Raw genomic sequence first — 16753 nt, 5'->3', positions numbered from 1 at the left:
AGACCAGCCAGTTCAATCAGGTCGGGCAGATGCAGGGTTGGCTGGAAGCCTGGGGATTGCCGCCGGAGAACCCGGGAGCGCAGATGAGCTGGATGTCCGGTGGGCACGACATGACTTCGATGGCCTCCGGTGGCCTGATGCCGGGGATGGCTACCCAGGCCGAGGTCGACAAGTTGCAGACGATGACCGGCAAGGCGATGGACGTCTTCTTCCTGCAGCTGATGCTGCGCCATCACCAGGGCGGCCTGCCGATGGCGCGGTACGGGGCCGAGCACGCCACTGAGCCGTATGTGCGCAACGCTGCCCAGAAGATGGCCACCGGCCAGGGCGCCGAGATCGTGCTGATGGAGAAGATGCTGCGCGAGCGGGGCGCCAGCCCGCTGCCGCCGCCGGCCTGACCCCCTCCTCCCCGCCCGGGGTCCTCAAGCCAGGCTGATAGCATTCTCGGCGGTCAGTGGGCAGCGTTCGCCGCGCGCTGACCGGTGTTGGACCAGTGGTGAATCAGGGCCGTCAGGCCCCCGTAGCTCAGGGGATAGAGCGCTACCCTCCGGAGGTAGAAGCGCAGGTTCGAATCCTGCCGGGGGCACATCTGCGAGAGCCGAGGTGGCTCTTCAAACCCAGGCCAGGCCGGGACCACTAAAGGCAACGTCCGCCGAGGTCCCATACAAGCCAAGGCTGGCGCACAGGGATCACGCCGGTCCGGCGTCCAGGCGGTTGTGGACCCGGAACTCCTCAGTGGTGTTGGTCCAGGGGAACGGCTCGGCGGGGACCGGAACCCCCAGGCTGTCGCACAGGGGCTCCCAGCCGTCGGCGACGGTCCACTCCAGGAGGCGGTTCGCGGGGATGGCGGACCGGACGGCGGCGTTGTGCCGCTCGTAGGCGGCGATCATCGCCGCCGGGTCGTCGAACCGGTCGCCGAACCGCTCCCGCCACACGTCGCCGAACGGGGACGACCCGTGCTCGTCGCCGAGCTGGAAGATGGTCGACGCCGCGCTGCGGTACCAGGCATCGGCGGGCCGGATCGAGAGCACGACGAGGGCGTCGGGGAATGCCTCGCTGAGCTCCGGCCAGAACACTGCTCCAGGGAAGTCGACCTGGGCGACGTAGCCGGCGAAGACCTGCTCCCAGTCCACCTCCTCGCCCCGCAGAACGGGAGCCCACAACGCCAGGTGGCGCTCGCGGTCGGCGAGCACCTCCGCCATGTGGTGGCAGCGCCCGCCCAGCAGCCTTTCCAGCGCCAGCTTCAGGGAGTAGGTGCCCGTCCGGCCAAGCCCGGGCCCGATCACTCGCAGCGTCACCACCGCATACTACGGCGGTCCCGTCCCCGGGCGCGGTCTCCCAACCTCCGGCTGCACCATGCCCCAGGCCGCGCGCCAGGATGTACCAATGCCGCATCTAGGGATCAGCTTGACTGCAATTCGTCGTATTCACGTTGCTGTTTCAAGGCCTTATATTCCAGGTAAATCTCTGTCACATAGAATATGATGCACACACCCATGAATACTCCGGAGATCGCGATGGCCGTCCACTCCATCGAAGGGGTGCTGGTTGCACCCGAACAGGCCGCGAAACCGATGGACACCACTCCCAGCGCCCAGGCAGCCTTGCGCCAGATCTTCGCCTGTCTACTGGTCTCGACAGCGACCGGCGAGGGCGGCATACGGCGCCGCTCCGCCTGATACTGCCGCGCTTCGGCCCGCTGCGCGCTGGTCCAGTTGATGAAGCGCCGGTACCCGCCCTTGGATTTTCGGGTCGTCTGCCAGTTATAAAGGAACATCAAGGCGAGGCAGGCGATGAGGGTACCGCCGGCGAGGAATACGTCGGCTCGTGACTGAATCTGCGCCGCGAGTATGGAGGCGTGCGATGTGACTGCGCTCGATTGCTGAAACACCCGTCGCCTCCGCTATCAAGGGAAAAGCTAGCGCACTGACCGAATCATAGCTGCCCAGCGACGATATTTGCGCCGCAATCATGGTCTCCCTCCAACGGTGGCAGCTCCCCGCGACGGTAGCCGAGGAGTCGATCCTGCGGCCCACCATCCGGCCCTTCATCCCGCTACGCCGCCGCAGCCCTCCCGGCCAGGTGAGTCGGCTACGCCGTTACCATAGTTGAGTGGGCATGCGGAACTATCTGATCGAAGGTCTTTCCGGTACCGGCAAGACTTCGGTCTGCAATGAATTGCAGCGGCGCGGTTATCATGCCATTCATGGTGACCGTGAATTGGCTTATCAAGGCGATCCGGAAACCGGTGAGCCGACGGATGAGCTCGCACACGAGCACCACATCTGGCACGTGGACAAAGTGAAAGCGTTGGCCGCCAACCAGGACGAGGCGGTGACATTCTTCTGCGGCGGTTCACGCAATTTTGCCAAGTTCATAGACCTGTTCGACGGTGTCTTCATCCTTGAAGTCGACCTCGACACATTGAATCGGCGCCTTGACGAGCGACCGGACTCCGAGTGGGGCGGCGGGAAGCCAACGGATCGCGAACTCATCGAGCGATGGCATCGCACGAAAGCAGACGTGCCGAACAACGGCATCTCCATCGACGCAACCGCGCCGATCACGCAGGTCGTCGACGAGATCGTTCGCAGAGCGATGCAACTCGACAGCCCACACACCGGAGCTTCCTGAAGCAAATCAGCGTTCCATCCATTGCCGGTAACTGCTCGATGCGCCGTCCCAGGACGAGTCCTCCACGACCCGATGGTTCAGAACGGCCAGCTCGGGAGGTCCGGAAGGCCGGGGCGGGTGGGGCGTCCCACCAGCCAGGCAAGTAGTTCGTGCCTGGGAAGGTCCGGCACTTCCACGTCAGCGGCGGCCTTGCTCAGCTCGGGCAGTTCGGTGCCCAGGGTCGCTTCCACGAATTCCGGCGGCCAGTCGCCTGCGGTGTACTCCAGGCCCAGGTCCAGATGATGGATCTCGATCTCCTTCCACCGCAGCATCGCCAGGTCGCCCGCGGTGATGGGCTTGCGCCAGGTCACCGGGGTATCGAGAGCATCGCTGGGCAGGCCCCGTAGGACGCCGATCAGCCGTGACCCGGCAAAGTCGTGATCGGCCACCAGCAACTCCACCGGCCGATCGGCGCCTTCCTCGATCGCGGCGTTGCGCGCCTCAGGGCCACCGGGATACATCTCGGCCGGCACGCCGTTCAACGCCCCGAGCGCCAGCCTGCGCAGGGCGTCGGCGTTGCGGCACAGATGGGTGACGACATGCCCGCGGCTCCAGCCGGGCAGCAACGAACCTGCCCGGGCCTGCTCCTCGCTGAGCCCGGCCAGGGTCGCCGTGAGCCGGGCATGGGACTGTTCGAGCTGGCCGAGGGTCTCGACGTGGTCGGGCCGCATGGCGCGATGCTATGACAACTAGCATCTCGCCCATGATCGGTTGGCAGGATTTCGCCGAACGCGCCCCCCGGATCGCCGCCATCTTCACCAGGCGGCACGCGGCGACCGGCAACCTGTGCATGCTGGCCACCCTTCGTTCCGACGGCTTCCCGCGGATCAGCCCGATGGAGCCCAGGGTCTTCGAAGGCCGGTTGTGGCTGGTCGGCATGCCTGGCACCACCAAGTTCCGCGACCTGGCGCGCGACCCACGGTTCTGCCTGCACACCGCCACCGTCGACACCCAGGTCACCGACGGCGACGCCAAGCTCTGGGGCCTGGCCCGCGACGTGCGGGACCCGGCGCTGCACCAGCGCTTCGCCGATGACCTGTTCGCCGGCACCGGCCTGGACCTGCGAGGCAGCGAGTTCGACTACCTCTATGACACCGACCTGACCGGCGCCTCCGCCGTCGAGTACGCCGACGGCCACCTCGACATCACCGTCTGGACGCCGGGCCAGCCGGAGCGGGTCATCCGCAAGCACTGACCACCCCGCCAGGATCACCCGCGGCGACCTCGGAGGCTGCGTAGTGTGAGGTGCCTCAACGTGCTGAGGGGGCGTCGTGGCGGATTCAGGGCCTTCCGGGGCGCCGCCGCGGCGGGGCTCGGCCAGAGCCGTCGAGGAGTTCGAGGCCACCTACCAGGCCGGCACGCCGGCCTGGGACATCGGCAGGCCGCAGCCGGCCTTCGTGCGGCTGGCCGACGCCGGACACCTGGTGGGGCAGGTGCTGGATGTCGGGTGCGGCACCGGCGAGCACGCCCTGATGGCTGCCGCCCTCGGGCTGCGGGCGACCGGTGTCGACCTGGCAGCCACTGCCATCGCGATCGCGACCCGCAAGGCCGAGCAGCGAGCTCTGGCCGCGCGGTTCCTGACAGCCGATGCCCTGCAACTGACCGGGCTCGGCACCTTCGACACGGTTCTTGACTGCGGGCTGTTCCACGTCCTCAGCGACCCGGACCGGTCGACGTTCGCAGCGAGCCTGCGCGGTTGCACCGCAGCCGGCGCTCGCTACCACATGCTGTGTTTCAGTGACCTGGAACCGGGCGACTGGGGCCCGCGCCGGATCCGGCAGGAGGAGATCCGGCGCTGCTTCACCGAAGGCTGGCAGGTGGAGACGATCGAGCCATCGGGGATCGAGATCACCAACGAACCCGGACGAGTCCAGGCCTGGCTTGCCACGATCAGGCGCGCCTGATCCAGCTACCCAGCAGGCGGCGCTACGCCGGCGAGTTCGTCCCCCTCCGTGGCATGCCGCTCGCGCAGGATCAGCAGTAGCCCGAGCGCACCGACCCCCACCCGCGAGCCGCGCCGCTGGGACCCCGCAACTTTCCTCAAGAGCCGCGCAACCTTTCCCGAATCCGCACGTTGGTAGGTATTCGACAAGAAGAAGCGGCCGCCTGCACCCGATCCGGCCCCGTCCGTGGAGGCTCCATGACCCAATCCGTCCGAGGTCGGCGACGCCGCGTTGCCGTCCAGCTCAGCGCAGCCGCGCTGGCCACCGGTGTGGCCATCGGCATGACCGGTGGCGTGGGCGCCTTCGCCGCGCCGTCGACCGTGGCCGCCCTGGGTAGCACCAACCTGTCCCTGCTCGACGTCCCGATCGGCTTCTCCGACTTCGACGCCCGCGTCGGAACCGTCGCCCCGACCGCCGCGCAGCAGGATCGGCTCGCCGAACTCGACGCCGCCGCCCGGTTCAACCGGTACGGCACGGTCGGCTCGATGATCACCTACGGCGGGTACCTGGGCACCGGTTACACCGGTGACGCGGTCGCCGTGGCCCGCGCCTGGCTCAAGAGCAACGCCGTGCTGTTCCGGCTGAGCTCCGCCGAGGTCGACTCCCTCCCGCTGCTCAACGACCAGCGCACCGCCGACGGCGCCGGTCACGCGGTGCTGTTCCGCCAGCAATACGGGTCGCTGCCCGCCGCGCAGGACGGCCTGATCGACGTCAGCGTCGCAGGCGACAAGGTCGTGTACGTCTCCTCCTCGGCAACCGGTCCGCAGACCGCGCCGCCGGCCGCCACGCTGTCGGCCACCGAGGCCTGGCTCAAGGCCGCCGCAAACGTCGGGCGTACCGTCGCGCCGACCGCGCTGTCGGCCCCGACCGTCAAGGACGGCTGGGACGTCTTCACCGCGACCGGCTTCGGCCAGCAGCAGCGGGCTCGCCTGGTCGCGGTCCCGACCCCCGCCGGGCAGGCCCGCCCGGCCTACGAAACCATCGTGCTCGACGTGCAGGGCGGTTCGGCACACGCCTACACCGTCTTCGTCGACGCGGTCACCGGCGACATCCTGATGCGCTACAACCGCGTCGACCAGAGCGAGGCCAGCAACCAGTTCACCGCCGCCTTCACCGACACCGGGTGCGGCCCGTCGGTGCCGGGCGGCACGGTCGACGCCGCGACCAAGCAGATCACGGTCGCCGCGACCTCGACGGTGCCCAGCAACGACATCGTGATCAGGCTGGTTTTCAACGGCGTGACAGTCGCGGCGAGCAGCGACGCCGGCGTGGGCCAGGAAGAGCTGACCTACGCCCCCAGCAGTGGCGTGCCGGCCGGGGACTACTTCGTGCAGGCCTGCCCGTCGCCCAACCCGGTCGGCCCGTTCGTCGCCCCGTACACCGCTTCCGGGGTGTTCCTGGCCTCCGACACCGCCAGCCCGTCCGGCGCCGGCCTGCCCTACCCGCCGAAGTGGAAGTACTTCTTCAACGCCCCGCCGCTGGACTACTCCTCGACCGACAACCGCAAGACCGGCTGCTGGGAGACCGCCAACCAGACCGGCTGCGACCGCAAGGAGCAGAACCTCGCCTCCCGGGCGCCGTGGGACGTCAACCCGAACACCGGCCTGCCGACCTTCACCACCTCCGGTAACAACGCGCTGACGGCCGAGTCGTGGCTGTCACCGCTCACCCCCGGCCCGGCCGGCCAGCGCCCGTTCGCCGCGGACCGCAACTACAGTTTCCCCTGGACCAACCAGTGGAACACCTCCAAGTGCGACCAGGCGAGCTTCGCCTCACCCAGCCGCAATGACATCGACGCGTCGGTGACCAACCTGTTCGCAGGCCACAACCGGTTCCACGACTTCAGCTACTTCCTGGGCTTCACCGAGGACAACTACAACGCCCAGGTCAGCAACTACGGCAACGGCGGCGCCCAGGGCGATCCCGAGGTCGGCGATGTCCAGGCCGGCGCGATCAGCGGCGGCGCCCCCTCCTACGAGGGCCGCGACAATGCCAACCAGACCACCCTCAACGACGGCATCGCGCCGATCACCAACCAGTACCTGTTCCAGCCGATCTCCGGAGCCTTCTACGCGGCCTGCACCGACGGTGACTACGACACCTCGGTGTTCGGCCACGAGTACACCCACCTGATCAGCAACCGGATGGTGGGCGGCCCGGACGACGGGCTCTCCGGCCACCAGGCGGGCTCGATGGGCGAGAGCTGGAGCGACCTCGACGCGCTGGAGTACCTGCACGAGTTCGGTTACACCCCGCAGAACGGTGAGAACCCCTGGGCCGAAGGACCCTACGTCACCGGCAACAAGGAGCGAGGCATCCGCAACTACGGGCTCAACACCAACCCGTTGAACTACAGCGACATCGGCTACGACATCACCGGTGCCGAGGTGCACGCCGACGGCGAGGTGTGGAACGCGGTGAACTACGACATCCGCCAGGCCCTCGTCGCCAAGTACAACAGCACCTACCCCGAGTCCAACACCGCCCTGCAACTGCGGTGCGCCCAGGGCGCGTTGCCGGCCGACCAGTGCCCGGGCAACCGGCGCTGGATCCAGCTGGTCTACGACGGCTGGCTCATGCAGCCGGCTGCCGACAGCATGCTCGACGCCCGGGACAGTTACCTGGCCGCTGACATGATGCGCTTCGGCGGCGCCAACCAGGCGGCGCTGTGGACGGCATTCGCCAAGCGGGGCTTCGGAAAGGACGCCTCGACCAACGGCACTGACGACACCGACCCCAGGCCCAGCTTCGTCGGGCTGACCGGGTCGCAGGCGGGCACCGTGAACTTCACGCTGAGCGCCGTGGACCAGGGCGGTGCGAAGGTGAGCGGTGCCAAGCTCTACGTCGGCCCGTACTCGGCCGGGGTCACCGAGGTGGCCACGTCGAACCTCAACGGCGGCGTCACGTTCAACGCCGAGCCCGGCACCTACACCATCACGGTGCGCAAGGCTGGATTCGGTGTTCAGAGCTTCACCCAGACCGTGACGGCCCGTACGACGGCGTCGCGCACGTTGGCGCTGAAGACCAACCTGGCCTCAGCCGCCAACGGGGCGACGGTCACCGGCGATGCCACCAGCGTCAATACCGGCGCTCTGATCGACGATGACGAGTCGACCACCTGGACCGACAACACCGCGGTGCCGGTCAACGTCAGCAAGCCGTCGGTGACGGTGCGCCTGGCGCGGACCGCGACCGGTCCGGCAACGGTCCGCACGGTGCAGGTCAGTGCCTTCACCCAGCAGACCGGCGGCCGCTTCGACGCGCTGCGGCAGTTCGCCATCGCGGTCTGCACCGCCAGCACGGCCAACGCCAACTGCACCAGTCCGGCGGGCTTCACCACCATCTACACCAGCCCGTCGAACGCCTTCCCCGGTGTGCAGCCACGGCCACTGGCGCCCGACCTGCTGATGCGGCGCTTCGACGTCCCTGACCGGACGGCGACGCACCTGAAGCTGATCGTGCTGCACAACCAGTGCACCGGAGGACCGGCGTACCAGGGTGACCAGGACAACGATCCGACGAGCGACAGCGACTGCGTCACCGGCGCGAGCACCACCAACCCGCTGTTCACCCCGAGCGGACCGACGGTCAAGGCTGCTGAGATCGAGGCATTCTCCTAAACCATCATCCATCCCCTGGACGACGCCCGCTCGGCCCGAACCATGCCGAGCGGGCGTCGTTCTGTCAGCTCCGGGCAACGACACACCGTGCCCGGCGGTCTATCGCTGAGCTCGAGGCGGTAGTAACTTCCGCGCCATGTCAGCACTGTCTGAACCGGCACGCGAATCGGTGACGGCGGCGGCGGCTCACCGGACTGGTGGTTCGGGCTCCGGCCTTCACGCCGGCGCGTCCGTGGCCCTGATAGCCACCGCCGATCTAGTGCTCGTGGTGCTCTACGTCCTGACCTTCACCCTCCAACCCACCGGCGGGCCCGCCACATTGCTCGCCATCAGTGTGTGGACCGGCCTGGCGGTGCTGCTGGCCGCATTCGTGGCCTCCGTCATCCGGGTATGGCGGCGTAGCCCGGAGGATCCCGACCCGGATGACGGCGACGGCGGCGGTGGCGGTGGACCGCCGAGTTCTGACGGCTGGTGGCTGATCATCGCCGTCCTGATCCTGACAGCGGTCGGCATCGTCGTCGGCTTCGCGGTCGCGTACTGGCTCTACTATCCGGAGACTGCCGGCGCGCACGCCTATCCAGGCCGGTTGGACGCAGTGCATGCCGTCCACGGCAGCCTCAGCACGCTGGCCACGCTCGGCGAGGGCGTGGATCCCTGCCCTCTGACCTCGTGCCTGAAACCCACCGGCCTGCTCGCCGTAGAGATGATCCAGGCCGTAGTGGGCCTGGTCTTCCTCAGCGGTGCGGTCAGCCTCGCGCTGGCATCGGTGGCCGACCGGATGCGGCGGCACTAGAACACCCGCGGCAGCAGAACACCGCACAGCTGAGGGGCGCTGCCGGGATACCGGCAGCGCCCCTTTCACCAGCTGATTACTTGCTGATTACTGCTGACTACTTGCTGGCTGATTACTGCTGACTACTTGCTGGGGACCGAGACGATGGCAGTCCGCAGCTCCTGGTCGTTGGCCACCTTCGCATTGGACGCGCTGGCGGTGCAGAGCCGTGGCGGGGTCCCGGCCGTTGCGGTGCCCGGGCACACGAACAGTGCAGGAGTACGAGTGTCCGACCACAGCGGATAGGCATTCGACGGTGCGGCCAGACCGGTGTAGTCACCGTAGAACACGCCCTCGAACTGGGTGGGCGGCGGCATCGAGGACGACGTCACCCGCTTGACCCCGAAGTGCCTCAGGTCCTTGCTGCCGGACAGGCTGACGTCGGAGTACCCGGTCATCTCGTCGCTGCCGTACTGCCGGTCGTAGTACGAGGTGGCCAGCTTGCCGGTCCTGGTGAAGTCGGTCCACTGCCACCACTGATCGGTGGTCGCCTGGCGCCGATCGGTGGTCACCGTCTGGAGCACCCGCGGGTCCTTCGTCGTCCCGGTGAAGGTGCCACCCTTGTTGGTGGACACGCTGATCAGGATGTCGTTGTTGCAGGCTCCGGGGGTCTTCACACCGGTGTACACGTTCGTCCCGAACGAACTGAAGCCGGTGGGGACGCAGCCGTTGGCCTCGTTGGAGTGCCGGTTGATGTAGGAGCCGAACGTGACGACGACCTTCTTCGAGTTGGTCGGGTCGACCGCTCCGGAGGGGTAGTTGACCGCGCGGAAGTAAGAGTTGGTGGAAGTGCCCTTCTCCGGCACGCAGGACCGGCCCGGGTCCTTGCCGGCCTGGTAGGTCGCGCAGTCCGGCAGGTCGTAGTAGTCGCTGACCTTGACCGGCGGCGAGAAGGTGTTGCCGCCGTCGACCGACTTCGACAGCAGCATCTGGTTGCGGTTGTCGGCGGGAGCAGCGGCGGCCGCGGCCGCGCCGGCGTCGGCGTCGCCACCGTCGCCGCGATCCTCGTCAGGGTCTTCCGGCAGGCCCGCACTGACCGCGTTGTTGAAGTTGGCGTAGACGATGTAGAGGTTCCCGTCCGGGCCGGTGAAGGGCTGCGAGAACTGGTTCTCGTTGCAGTTGGAGTGCTGGCCGGTGGTGGCCACGGTGCCCGCGCCGTAGGTCTGCACGCACAGCGGGCTGGTCGTGCTCACCAGCTTCGGGGGCGTGAAGTGCTCGCCGTAGTCCGAGGAGTGGGCCTCGTAGATGAAGGCCGAGCCGTCAGAGGCGAATTCCGTCCAGGAGACGTAGACCCGGTCCTGGTACGGGCTGCCGACGTGGTTGTCGACCGTCATCAGCTGCTTGTCCAGGAACGGCGGCACCCCACTGGCGGTGACGTCGGCGCTGGCCCGGACGTAGCGACCGGGGAAGTTCCACGACGCACCGCCGTTCTTGGTCGAGCGGTACACCACCAGCGCACTGGAAATGTCCGGGTTGTTCGAGACCGGCTCGCCACGGTTGAACAGCTGGCAGCTCAGGTAGGCGTTGCCCTTGGTGTCGAAGGCCACCGACGTGTCACCGCCACCGCCCCAGTACTGGCGGGCGGCCCCGAAGTCGACGACGTTGTCCACCTGGCCACGGGTGAAGCTGGTCGGCGGCGTGCTGTCCTGCCAGTTGCGACCACCGTCGCGGCTGTAGTGGGTGTAGCAGTTGCCGTCTCCGGTGCGGTAGTCGTTGGCCGAGGCCACCATGACACGGGGGTTGCGGGGGTCATAGGCGATGGAGGTCTCGTTGTTGGCCTGCCCGCGGCCGGCGAGGTCCGGGTCACTGATGTTCAGGCAGTTGGTGTTGACCTTGATGTTGAAGGAGATCCTCGCCGTGCAGCCATCGTCACTCTGTGGGAAGTAGGAGGGCTTCGTCGAGGAGTTGGCGCGCAGGGTGCTGGCGCCGGCACCCTGCAGGGCCATCGCGGAACCGCCGGAGAGCAGCCGCTTCTGCAGTGGCGTCAGGGTCTTGTAGGAGAACCCGGCGGCAAGAGCGGGACTGCTGCCCGTACTCACCACGCCGAGGGGTAATGCCACCATCGCCAACGTGGTCGCGGCGGCGGCAAGGCCGATGGAACGTTTCACGTGCACCTCCAGGCACACCGGGCGCGGACGGCCCACACCCGGAAACGAAGCCGGGCGCAGCCGCGCTCGGCGGGCTCAACGCACGGTCAGGCGCGGCTGGAATACACGGCGCTCGTGGCTGAACGGTTGTGCCAGGCGATGACGAACCTGAGGCAATGACGCTGAACAAGACGGAGCAAACGTACTCCGGAACCTCCTGCTCGTAAATGGCTGTTTCGAAGCTAATCCGGACTGTGACCGTTGGCTGCGAGCTCGGCTCCGGACAGGAAGGGGGCGCTGCCGGTTATCCGGCAGCGCCCCTCCGCTGGTTGATTACTTGCTGGCTACTTGCTGATCACCTGCTGGGGACCGGCACGTTGGCAGTCCGCAGCTCCTGGTCGTTGGCCACCGCCGCATTGGACGCGCTGGAGGTGCACAGCTGGGGTGCGCTACTGGACGTTGCGGTACCCGGGCAGACGAACAGCTCGGGGTTGCGGGTGTCCATCCACAGCGGGTTGGCATTCGTCGGCGCCACCAGGCCGGTGTAGTCACCGAAGAACGTGCCGTCGAACTGGGTGGGCGGCGGCATCGACGACGAGGTCACCCGGACGACTCCGTAGTCCGTCAGGTTGCTGCTGCCGGACAGGCTCACGTCGGAGAACCCGGTGAACTCGTCGCTGCCGTACTGCCGGTCGTAGTACGAGGTGGCCAGCTTGCCGGTCCTGGTGAAGTCGGTCCACTGCCACCACTGGTCGGTGGTCGCCTGACCCGGATCGGTCGTGACCACCTGCATCACCCGCGGGTCCTGCACAGTCCCGGTGAACGTGTTGCCCTTGTTGGTGGACACGCTGATCAGGATGTCGTTGTTGCAGGCTCCGGGGGTCTTCACACCGGTGTACACGTTCGTCCCGAACGGGCTGAAGCCGGTGGGGACGCAGCCGTTGGCCTCGTTGGAGTGCCGGTTGATGTAGGAGCCGAACGTGACGACGACCTTGTTCGGGTTGGTCGGGTCGACCGCTCCGGAGGGGTAGTTGACCGCGCGGAAGTAGGAATTCGCGGTGGCGTTCTTCTCCGGCACGCAGGACCGGCCCGGGTCCTTGCCCTGCTGGTAGGTCGCGCAGTCCGGCAGGTCGTAGTAGTCGCTGACCTTCACCGGCGGCAGGAAGGTGTTGCCGCCGTCGATCGACTTCGACAGCAGCATCTGGTTGCGGTTGTCGGCAGGAGTGGTGGCGGCCGCGTCCGCGCCGTCATCCTCGCCGTCCTCGCCGTCCTCGCCGTCATCCTCTTCCGGCAGTCCGGCGCTGACCGCGTTGTTGAAGTTGGCGTAGACGATGTAGAGGTTCCCGTCGGGGCCGGTGAAGGGCTGCGAGAACTGGTTCTCGTTGCAGTTGGAGTGCTGGCCGGTGGTGGCCACGGTGCCCGCGCCGTAGGTGTTCACGCACAGCGGGCTGGTCGTGCTCACCAGCTTCGGCGGCGTGAAGTGCTCGCCGTAGTCCGGCGAGTGGGCCTCGTAGATGAAGGCCGAGCCGTCAGAGGCGAATTCCGTCCAGGAGACGTAGACCCGGTCCTGGTACGGGCTGCCGACGTGGTTGTCGACCGTCATCAGCTGCTTGTCCAGGAACGGCGAGATGCCGCTGCCGGTGACGTCGGCGCTGGCCCGGACGTAGCGGCCCGGGAAGTTCCACGACGCGCCGCCGTTCTGGGTGGAGCGGTAGACGACCAGCGCGCTGGAGGTGTCCGAGTTGTTCGAGGTCGGCCGGCCGCGGTTGAACAGCTGGCAGCTCAGGTAGCCGTTGCCCTTGGTGTCAAAGGCAACCGAGGTGTCGCCCCCGCCGCCCCAGTACTCCCGGGTGGCCCCGAAGTCGACGACGTTGGTGACCCGGCCACGGGTGAAGCTGGTCGGCGGCGTGCTGTCCTGCCAGGTCCGGCCGCCGTCGGCGGTGTAGGAGGTGTAGCAGTTGCCGTCACCGGTGCGGTAGTCGTTGGCCGACGCGATCATGACGTTGGTGTCGTTCGGGTCGTAGGCGATGGAGGTCTCGTTGTTGGCCTGCCCGCGGCCGGCAAGGTCCGGATCGCTGATGTTCAGGCAGTTGGCGTTGACCTTCACGTTGGAGGACAGGATGTCCTGGCAACCCTTGTCACCGTTGCCACGCGGGGTGTACGTGGGGGCGAACGAGGAGTTCGAGTTGTTGCTGCCGGCCGCAGCCTGCAGGGCCAACGCCGAGCTGCCCGAGAGCAGTCGCTTCTGGATGGGGCTCAGCTGGTCGTAGGAAATCCCCGTGGCGTGGGCGGGGCTGCTGCCCGTCGTCACCGCCAGCGGTAGCGCCACCATCGCCAACGCGGTGGCGGCGGCGGCGAAGCCGATAGAACGTCTCACGTGCACCTCCAGGCACTCGAGCGCGAGCGGGACGCGCTCGGACGAAAGCCGGCGCGCAGCCGCGCTCGGCGTGGAACCCCGACGCAAAGAGCCCAGGCGCGACTAAGGGCACACGACGCTCGATTCTGAACGATCGTGCCTTGTAAGGCATACCTGAGCGATTGCGTGGAATGTGGACGCGGCGAACCTACTCCGCGAATGGCTGCAGGTAAATGGGGTATCCAACACATTTCGAAAGCGGGCCATGACCCACGGGGCACGCCGGCCACGATTACCCCAGGCGTGTAACGACCCTCTGCTAATTCAGCTGGGACACCAGCTGGACGACCTCCTCGGCGCAGCCGTAGGCCAGCGTCACCCCGGCGCCGCCGTGGCCGTAGCAGTGCACCACCGGCCCGTCGGCCAGCAACTCGGTTTCCAGCCGGACCGCCGGCCGGGCCGGCCGCAGTCCGACCCGATGGCTGACGATCCGGGCGCCCGCCGCCCCGGGTACCAGCGCGGCGCACCTGGCCAGGATTGCCTCGGCAGTCGCCGGGCGTACCTCGCGATCGGCATCGCCCTCCTCCGAGGTCCCTCCGAGAATGACCGTCTCGCCCCTGGGCACCACATAGGTCAGCCGCTCGGGATCGTTCTGGTCGAGCAGCCATTCGCTCAGGCCGAACTGCTCGACCACGATGACCTGGCCGCGGACCGGGCTCAGCTCCCCGTCGCCGGCCAGCTCCCGTGCGCCGAGACCCGTGCAGTTCACCGCCGCGTCGACTCCGGCAAGCGCTGCCGGAAGGTCGGCCAACCGCCGGGCCCGGATGTCGATGCCGGTCTTGCGCAGCCGAGCCGCCAGCCACCCCAGGTGCAGTGCCATGTCCACCACCGGCACCGTGAGCTGGTAACCGTCGAGATAGCCCGCGGGCAGCTGGTCGCCGGTGATCCGGCCCAGGCTCGGCACCGTCGATCGCCACCACGGGTCGGGCACCGGCTCGCGGAAGAACTCCCGCCCGCTCCGTAACCGGACGCCGGTGCTCGGGTCGCCCGCGAGCGCGTCGAGCACGGCGTAGCTGGTGGTCAGCCAGCGGCTGACCTGAGCGGTGGGAGTGGCTCGGTAGGGGTACCACAGCGCCGCGGCGACCGAGGAGGTGGTGCCCTCCCCCAGCTCGGCCGCCACCACCTCGACGCGGTGGCCCGCCTCGGCCAGCCGCAGCGCACTCGTCAGGCCCACGACGCCGGCGCCCACGACGCGCACTCTCATCGGGCAATCTCACCATGTGACCGGCGTTCGGGTTTAGGATGCCCGCCATGAGTGAGGGACGCTGCGGCGCAGAGATCAGTCAGCTTCGGGAGGCAGCCGGGGACGAGGCGGGGTGGCTCGACAAGTTCGAGAACACCTGCAGCCTGGACGCCGGCCATGAAGGCGAGCACGTCTTCTCCAGCGGTGATGACGAGCACGTCCGCTACGACGAGAGCACCAAGCGGTTCGGCTCCTACCGGGACGCCCCGGCCGGGGGCGCCCCGACGCTGATGCGGTTCGACAGCGCCGCCAGCGAATAGCAGCACCAGGGTCGCCCTGAGGCCAACCCTGGTCCCGGGGCCATTCCGTCCTGCCGTGACGCGGCTGATCGGCGCTGCCGTGACGCGGCTGATCGGCGCTGCCGTGACGCCTGATCAGCGCTGCCGTGACGGCTGATCAGCGCTGTACTGCCCAGCTCTGGATGGTGATCTGGCGCGCCGGTGGGTTGGGGACCGACGTCGGGTCATAGATCAGCACCCGAGCCCGCAGACCCAACTTGCCGGTCGCGGCGCTGCAGGTCGATGCTGCCTGACACAGGTAGACATCGAGGTAGACCACCGTGCCGCCCGGGCCGTAACCGGTCGAGTTGTCCGGCACCTCGATCACCGGGCCGCTGTAGCTGATCGACCCGGTCTCCTTGACCCACAGCGCTCTGGCCACCACGCCGAAGCGCAGCACCTGGGAGGTGATGTTGTTCAACGCCAGGTCGATGACCGCCTCGGTTACGTAGGTGGTGCCCTGGATGTAGAACGCCCCGGCGTACGCGGTCGGGGTGGATAGCACCGCGCACTGCCCCGCCGAACCACCGGTGTAGGTGCTGGTCAGGCAGTTGCCACCCGGAATGGTGGTGTTCTCGCCGCGGAACGTCGGCGGCAAGTAGCCGAGGTCCAGCTGGATGGCGTCGATGGTTTCGGTACCGATATGCGCCAGCTTGGCCGAGTAGCTCACGCTGGCGCCAGTGAGGGTGCCGCTATGCACAGCAGCGGCCAGCGATCCGGTGCTGCTGCCGAACACGTTCAGCGACGCGGTCTGCACCCCGCTGCCCGAGGTGGCCGGCAAGGTCGTGGTGATCGCGGTCCCGCCCGCCGGGGTGAACGTCACGGTTCGGACATCGCCGGCAGCACCGGCGGTGTTCTGGTACACCACCTTCAGGGTCGCCGACTTGAGCACTGACCCCGCCGGGATCGTCGTCGGAACGTAGCCACTGAGGGCGAAGTTACCCGTCTGGCTGGGCAGGGCGGTGGCTTTGGTCCAGGTGGCGCCCACGGTGTCGACGTTGGCCAGCTTCGCAGCGGTCACAGTGCCGGCGTACACCGCGTCGGCGCTCGTGACGGTAGCGGGCTTGGTGGTGGCGGTGGGCGGCGTCATGGGGTCGTCGCCGCTGCGCACGCCGTACACCGCGATCATCTTGTCGTGGGCGTGATAGTTCGCGCACAACTCGACACCAGCCGAATTGGTCACCCGGAGTTGGCTGTCGCCACCGAAGATGAACTGCACTCCCTTGCCGGGCGTGTCGTCCTTGATGGGGTTCTGGCAGGCGCCAGGGATCGTGGCCGGGCTGGCGGGCTTGACCACCGGCACCCCGTTGACGTCGACCGGAGTCCCGCCGACCAACCACCCGTCCTTGACGGTCCAGACGTCGCTGCCGCTGAGCAGCGGGTTGGACGTGTTGTGGAAGTCGAAGTAGTAGGTGCCGGGTGTGAACCACCAGACGCTGTTCTTGCACGTGCCGTTGCCGTCCATCAGCGAGCTCAGCGCCTGGGCGTCGTCGTAGTAACCGGGCAGGAAGGTGACGACCTTGCCGGGGCAGTTGGCGGCCACCGACGCCGGCACCGTCCGGTAGGTCGGTACCACGCCGGCCGCTTCAGAGGGCCAGTCGGGCTTGGTGACCGTGCCGGCGGCGCAGTCCGGCGGTGGCGTGCTCACAATGGTTCCCGAG

General features: G+C 67.8%; 14 protein-coding genes and 1 tRNA gene. 8 read left to right on the top strand and 7 right to left on the bottom strand.

What is annotated here, in order from left to right; all coding sequences use genetic code 11:
- Together VF542_RS17905 and VF542_RS17900 are read left to right on the top strand one after the other, a co-directional pair.
- Positions 1 to 398, top strand: a 398-nt coding sequence (locus tag VF542_RS17905) for a DUF305 domain-containing protein (RefSeq protein ID WP_408653058.1), incomplete at its 5' end; no start/stop codon positions are given.
- Between the two features lie 116 nt (positions 399 to 514).
- Positions 515 to 586: transfer RNA gene (locus tag VF542_RS17900), tRNA-Arg, on the top strand.
- 103 nt (positions 587 to 689) lie between these two features.
- Here VF542_RS17900 and VF542_RS17895 read toward each other — a convergent pair.
- Entirely contained in the window at positions 690 to 1298 is a 609-nt protein-coding gene (locus tag VF542_RS17895) for a sulfotransferase family protein (protein ID WP_408653057.1), read from the bottom strand.
- Positions 1299 to 1402: 104 nt separating this feature from the next.
- Positions 1403 to 1891 (bottom strand): hypothetical protein, encoded by a 489-nt coding sequence (locus VF542_RS17890; RefSeq protein WP_408653056.1) that lies wholly within the window; start codon positions 1889 to 1891, stop codon positions 1403 to 1405.
- Between the two features lie 221 nt (positions 1892 to 2112).
- On the opposite strand from VF542_RS17890, the gene VF542_RS17885 reads away from it, so the two are divergent.
- Positions 2113 to 2634: an AAA family ATPase gene (locus VF542_RS17885; RefSeq protein ID WP_408653055.1), complete on the top strand. Its 522-nt coding sequence runs from the start codon at positions 2113 to 2115 to the stop codon at positions 2632 to 2634.
- 77 nt (positions 2635 to 2711) lie between these two features.
- Here the strand turns inward: VF542_RS17885 and VF542_RS17880 are convergent, their stop codons facing one another.
- Positions 2712 to 3344 (bottom strand): maleylpyruvate isomerase N-terminal domain-containing protein, encoded by a 633-nt coding sequence (locus VF542_RS17880; protein ID WP_408653054.1) that lies wholly within the window; start codon positions 3342 to 3344, stop codon positions 2712 to 2714.
- 32 nt (positions 3345 to 3376) lie between these two features.
- On the opposite strand from VF542_RS17880, the gene VF542_RS17875 reads away from it, so the two are divergent.
- The 4 genes from VF542_RS17875 to VF542_RS17860 all read left to right on the top strand — a co-directional run bounded on the left by VF542_RS17875 (position 3377) and on the right by VF542_RS17860 (position 9029).
- Positions 3377 to 3868, top strand: a complete 492-nt coding sequence (locus VF542_RS17875; protein ID WP_408653053.1) for a pyridoxamine 5'-phosphate oxidase family protein — start codon at positions 3377 to 3379, stop codon at positions 3866 to 3868.
- A gap of 76 nt (positions 3869 to 3944) precedes the next feature.
- The gene (locus VF542_RS17870) at positions 3945 to 4577 is read left to right on the top strand and encodes a class I SAM-dependent methyltransferase (RefSeq protein WP_408653052.1); all 633 of its coding nucleotides are present in this window, start codon (positions 3945 to 3947) and stop codon (positions 4575 to 4577) included.
- A 236-nt stretch (positions 4578 to 4813) separates the two neighbouring features.
- The gene (locus VF542_RS17865) at positions 4814 to 8236 is read left to right on the top strand and encodes a M36 family metallopeptidase (protein ID WP_408653051.1); all 3423 of its coding nucleotides are present in this window, start codon (positions 4814 to 4816) and stop codon (positions 8234 to 8236) included.
- 136 nt (positions 8237 to 8372) lie between these two features.
- Complete coding sequence (locus VF542_RS17860; protein ID WP_408653050.1) at positions 8373 to 9029, top strand: hypothetical protein; 657 nt, start codon at positions 8373 to 8375, stop codon at positions 9027 to 9029.
- A gap of 122 nt (positions 9030 to 9151) precedes the next feature.
- On the opposite strand, the gene VF542_RS17855 is transcribed toward VF542_RS17860, so the two are convergent.
- The 3 genes from VF542_RS17855 to VF542_RS17845 all read right to left on the bottom strand — a co-directional run bounded on the left by VF542_RS17855 (position 9152) and on the right by VF542_RS17845 (position 14775).
- Entirely contained in the window at positions 9152 to 11176 is a 2025-nt protein-coding gene (locus VF542_RS17855; RefSeq protein WP_408653049.1) for an exo-alpha-sialidase, read from the bottom strand.
- Between the two features lie 334 nt (positions 11177 to 11510).
- Entirely contained in the window at positions 11511 to 13532 is a 2022-nt protein-coding gene (locus VF542_RS17850; RefSeq protein WP_408653048.1) for an exo-alpha-sialidase, read from the bottom strand.
- A gap of 298 nt (positions 13533 to 13830) precedes the next feature.
- A complete protein-coding gene (locus tag VF542_RS17845; RefSeq protein ID WP_408653047.1) occupies positions 13831 to 14775 on the bottom strand; it encodes an FAD-dependent oxidoreductase in 945 nt (314 codons plus the stop codon).
- Positions 14776 to 14822: 47 nt separating this feature from the next.
- On the opposite strand from VF542_RS17845, the gene VF542_RS17840 reads away from it, so the two are divergent.
- Positions 14823 to 15074, top strand: coding sequence for a hypothetical protein (locus tag VF542_RS17840; protein WP_408653046.1), 252 nt, complete (start codon positions 14823 to 14825; stop codon positions 15072 to 15074).
- A gap of 136 nt (positions 15075 to 15210) precedes the next feature.
- Here VF542_RS17840 and VF542_RS17835 read toward each other — a convergent pair.
- Positions 15211 to 16753: hypothetical protein (locus VF542_RS17835; protein ID WP_408653045.1), on the bottom strand; the 1543-nt coding region annotated here is incomplete at its 5' end.

The sequence above is a fragment of the Jatrophihabitans sp. genome, from assembly GCF_036389215.1.
GTDB lineage: Bacteria > Actinomycetota > Actinomycetes > Mycobacteriales > Jatrophihabitantaceae > Jatrophihabitans_A.
Note: the sequence above shows the minus strand (reverse complement) of the source record. Positions and strands in the feature narration are given on the sequence as shown.

What these genes read in the sequence shown, in the direction of transcription:
- VF542_RS17865 (WP_408653051.1), top strand. Translation starts at nt 4,814, where the DNA reads ATGACCCAATCCGTCCGAGGTCGGCGACGCCGCGTTGCCGTCCAGCTC.
- VF542_RS17840 (WP_408653046.1), top strand. Translation starts at nt 14,823, where the DNA reads ATGAGTGAGGGACGCTGCGGCGCAGAGATCAGTCAGCTTCGGGAGGCA.
- VF542_RS17880 (WP_408653054.1), bottom strand. Translation starts at nt 3,344, where the DNA reads ATGCGGCCCGACCACGTCGAGACCCTCGGCCAGCTCGAACAGTCCCAT.
- VF542_RS17875 (WP_408653053.1), top strand. Translation starts at nt 3,377, where the DNA reads ATGATCGGTTGGCAGGATTTCGCCGAACGCGCCCCCCGGATCGCCGCC.
- VF542_RS17860 (WP_408653050.1), top strand. Translation starts at nt 8,373, where the DNA reads ATGTCAGCACTGTCTGAACCGGCACGCGAATCGGTGACGGCGGCGGCG.
- VF542_RS17845 (WP_408653047.1), bottom strand. Translation starts at nt 14,775, where the DNA reads ATGAGAGTGCGCGTCGTGGGCGCCGGCGTCGTGGGCCTGACGAGTGCG.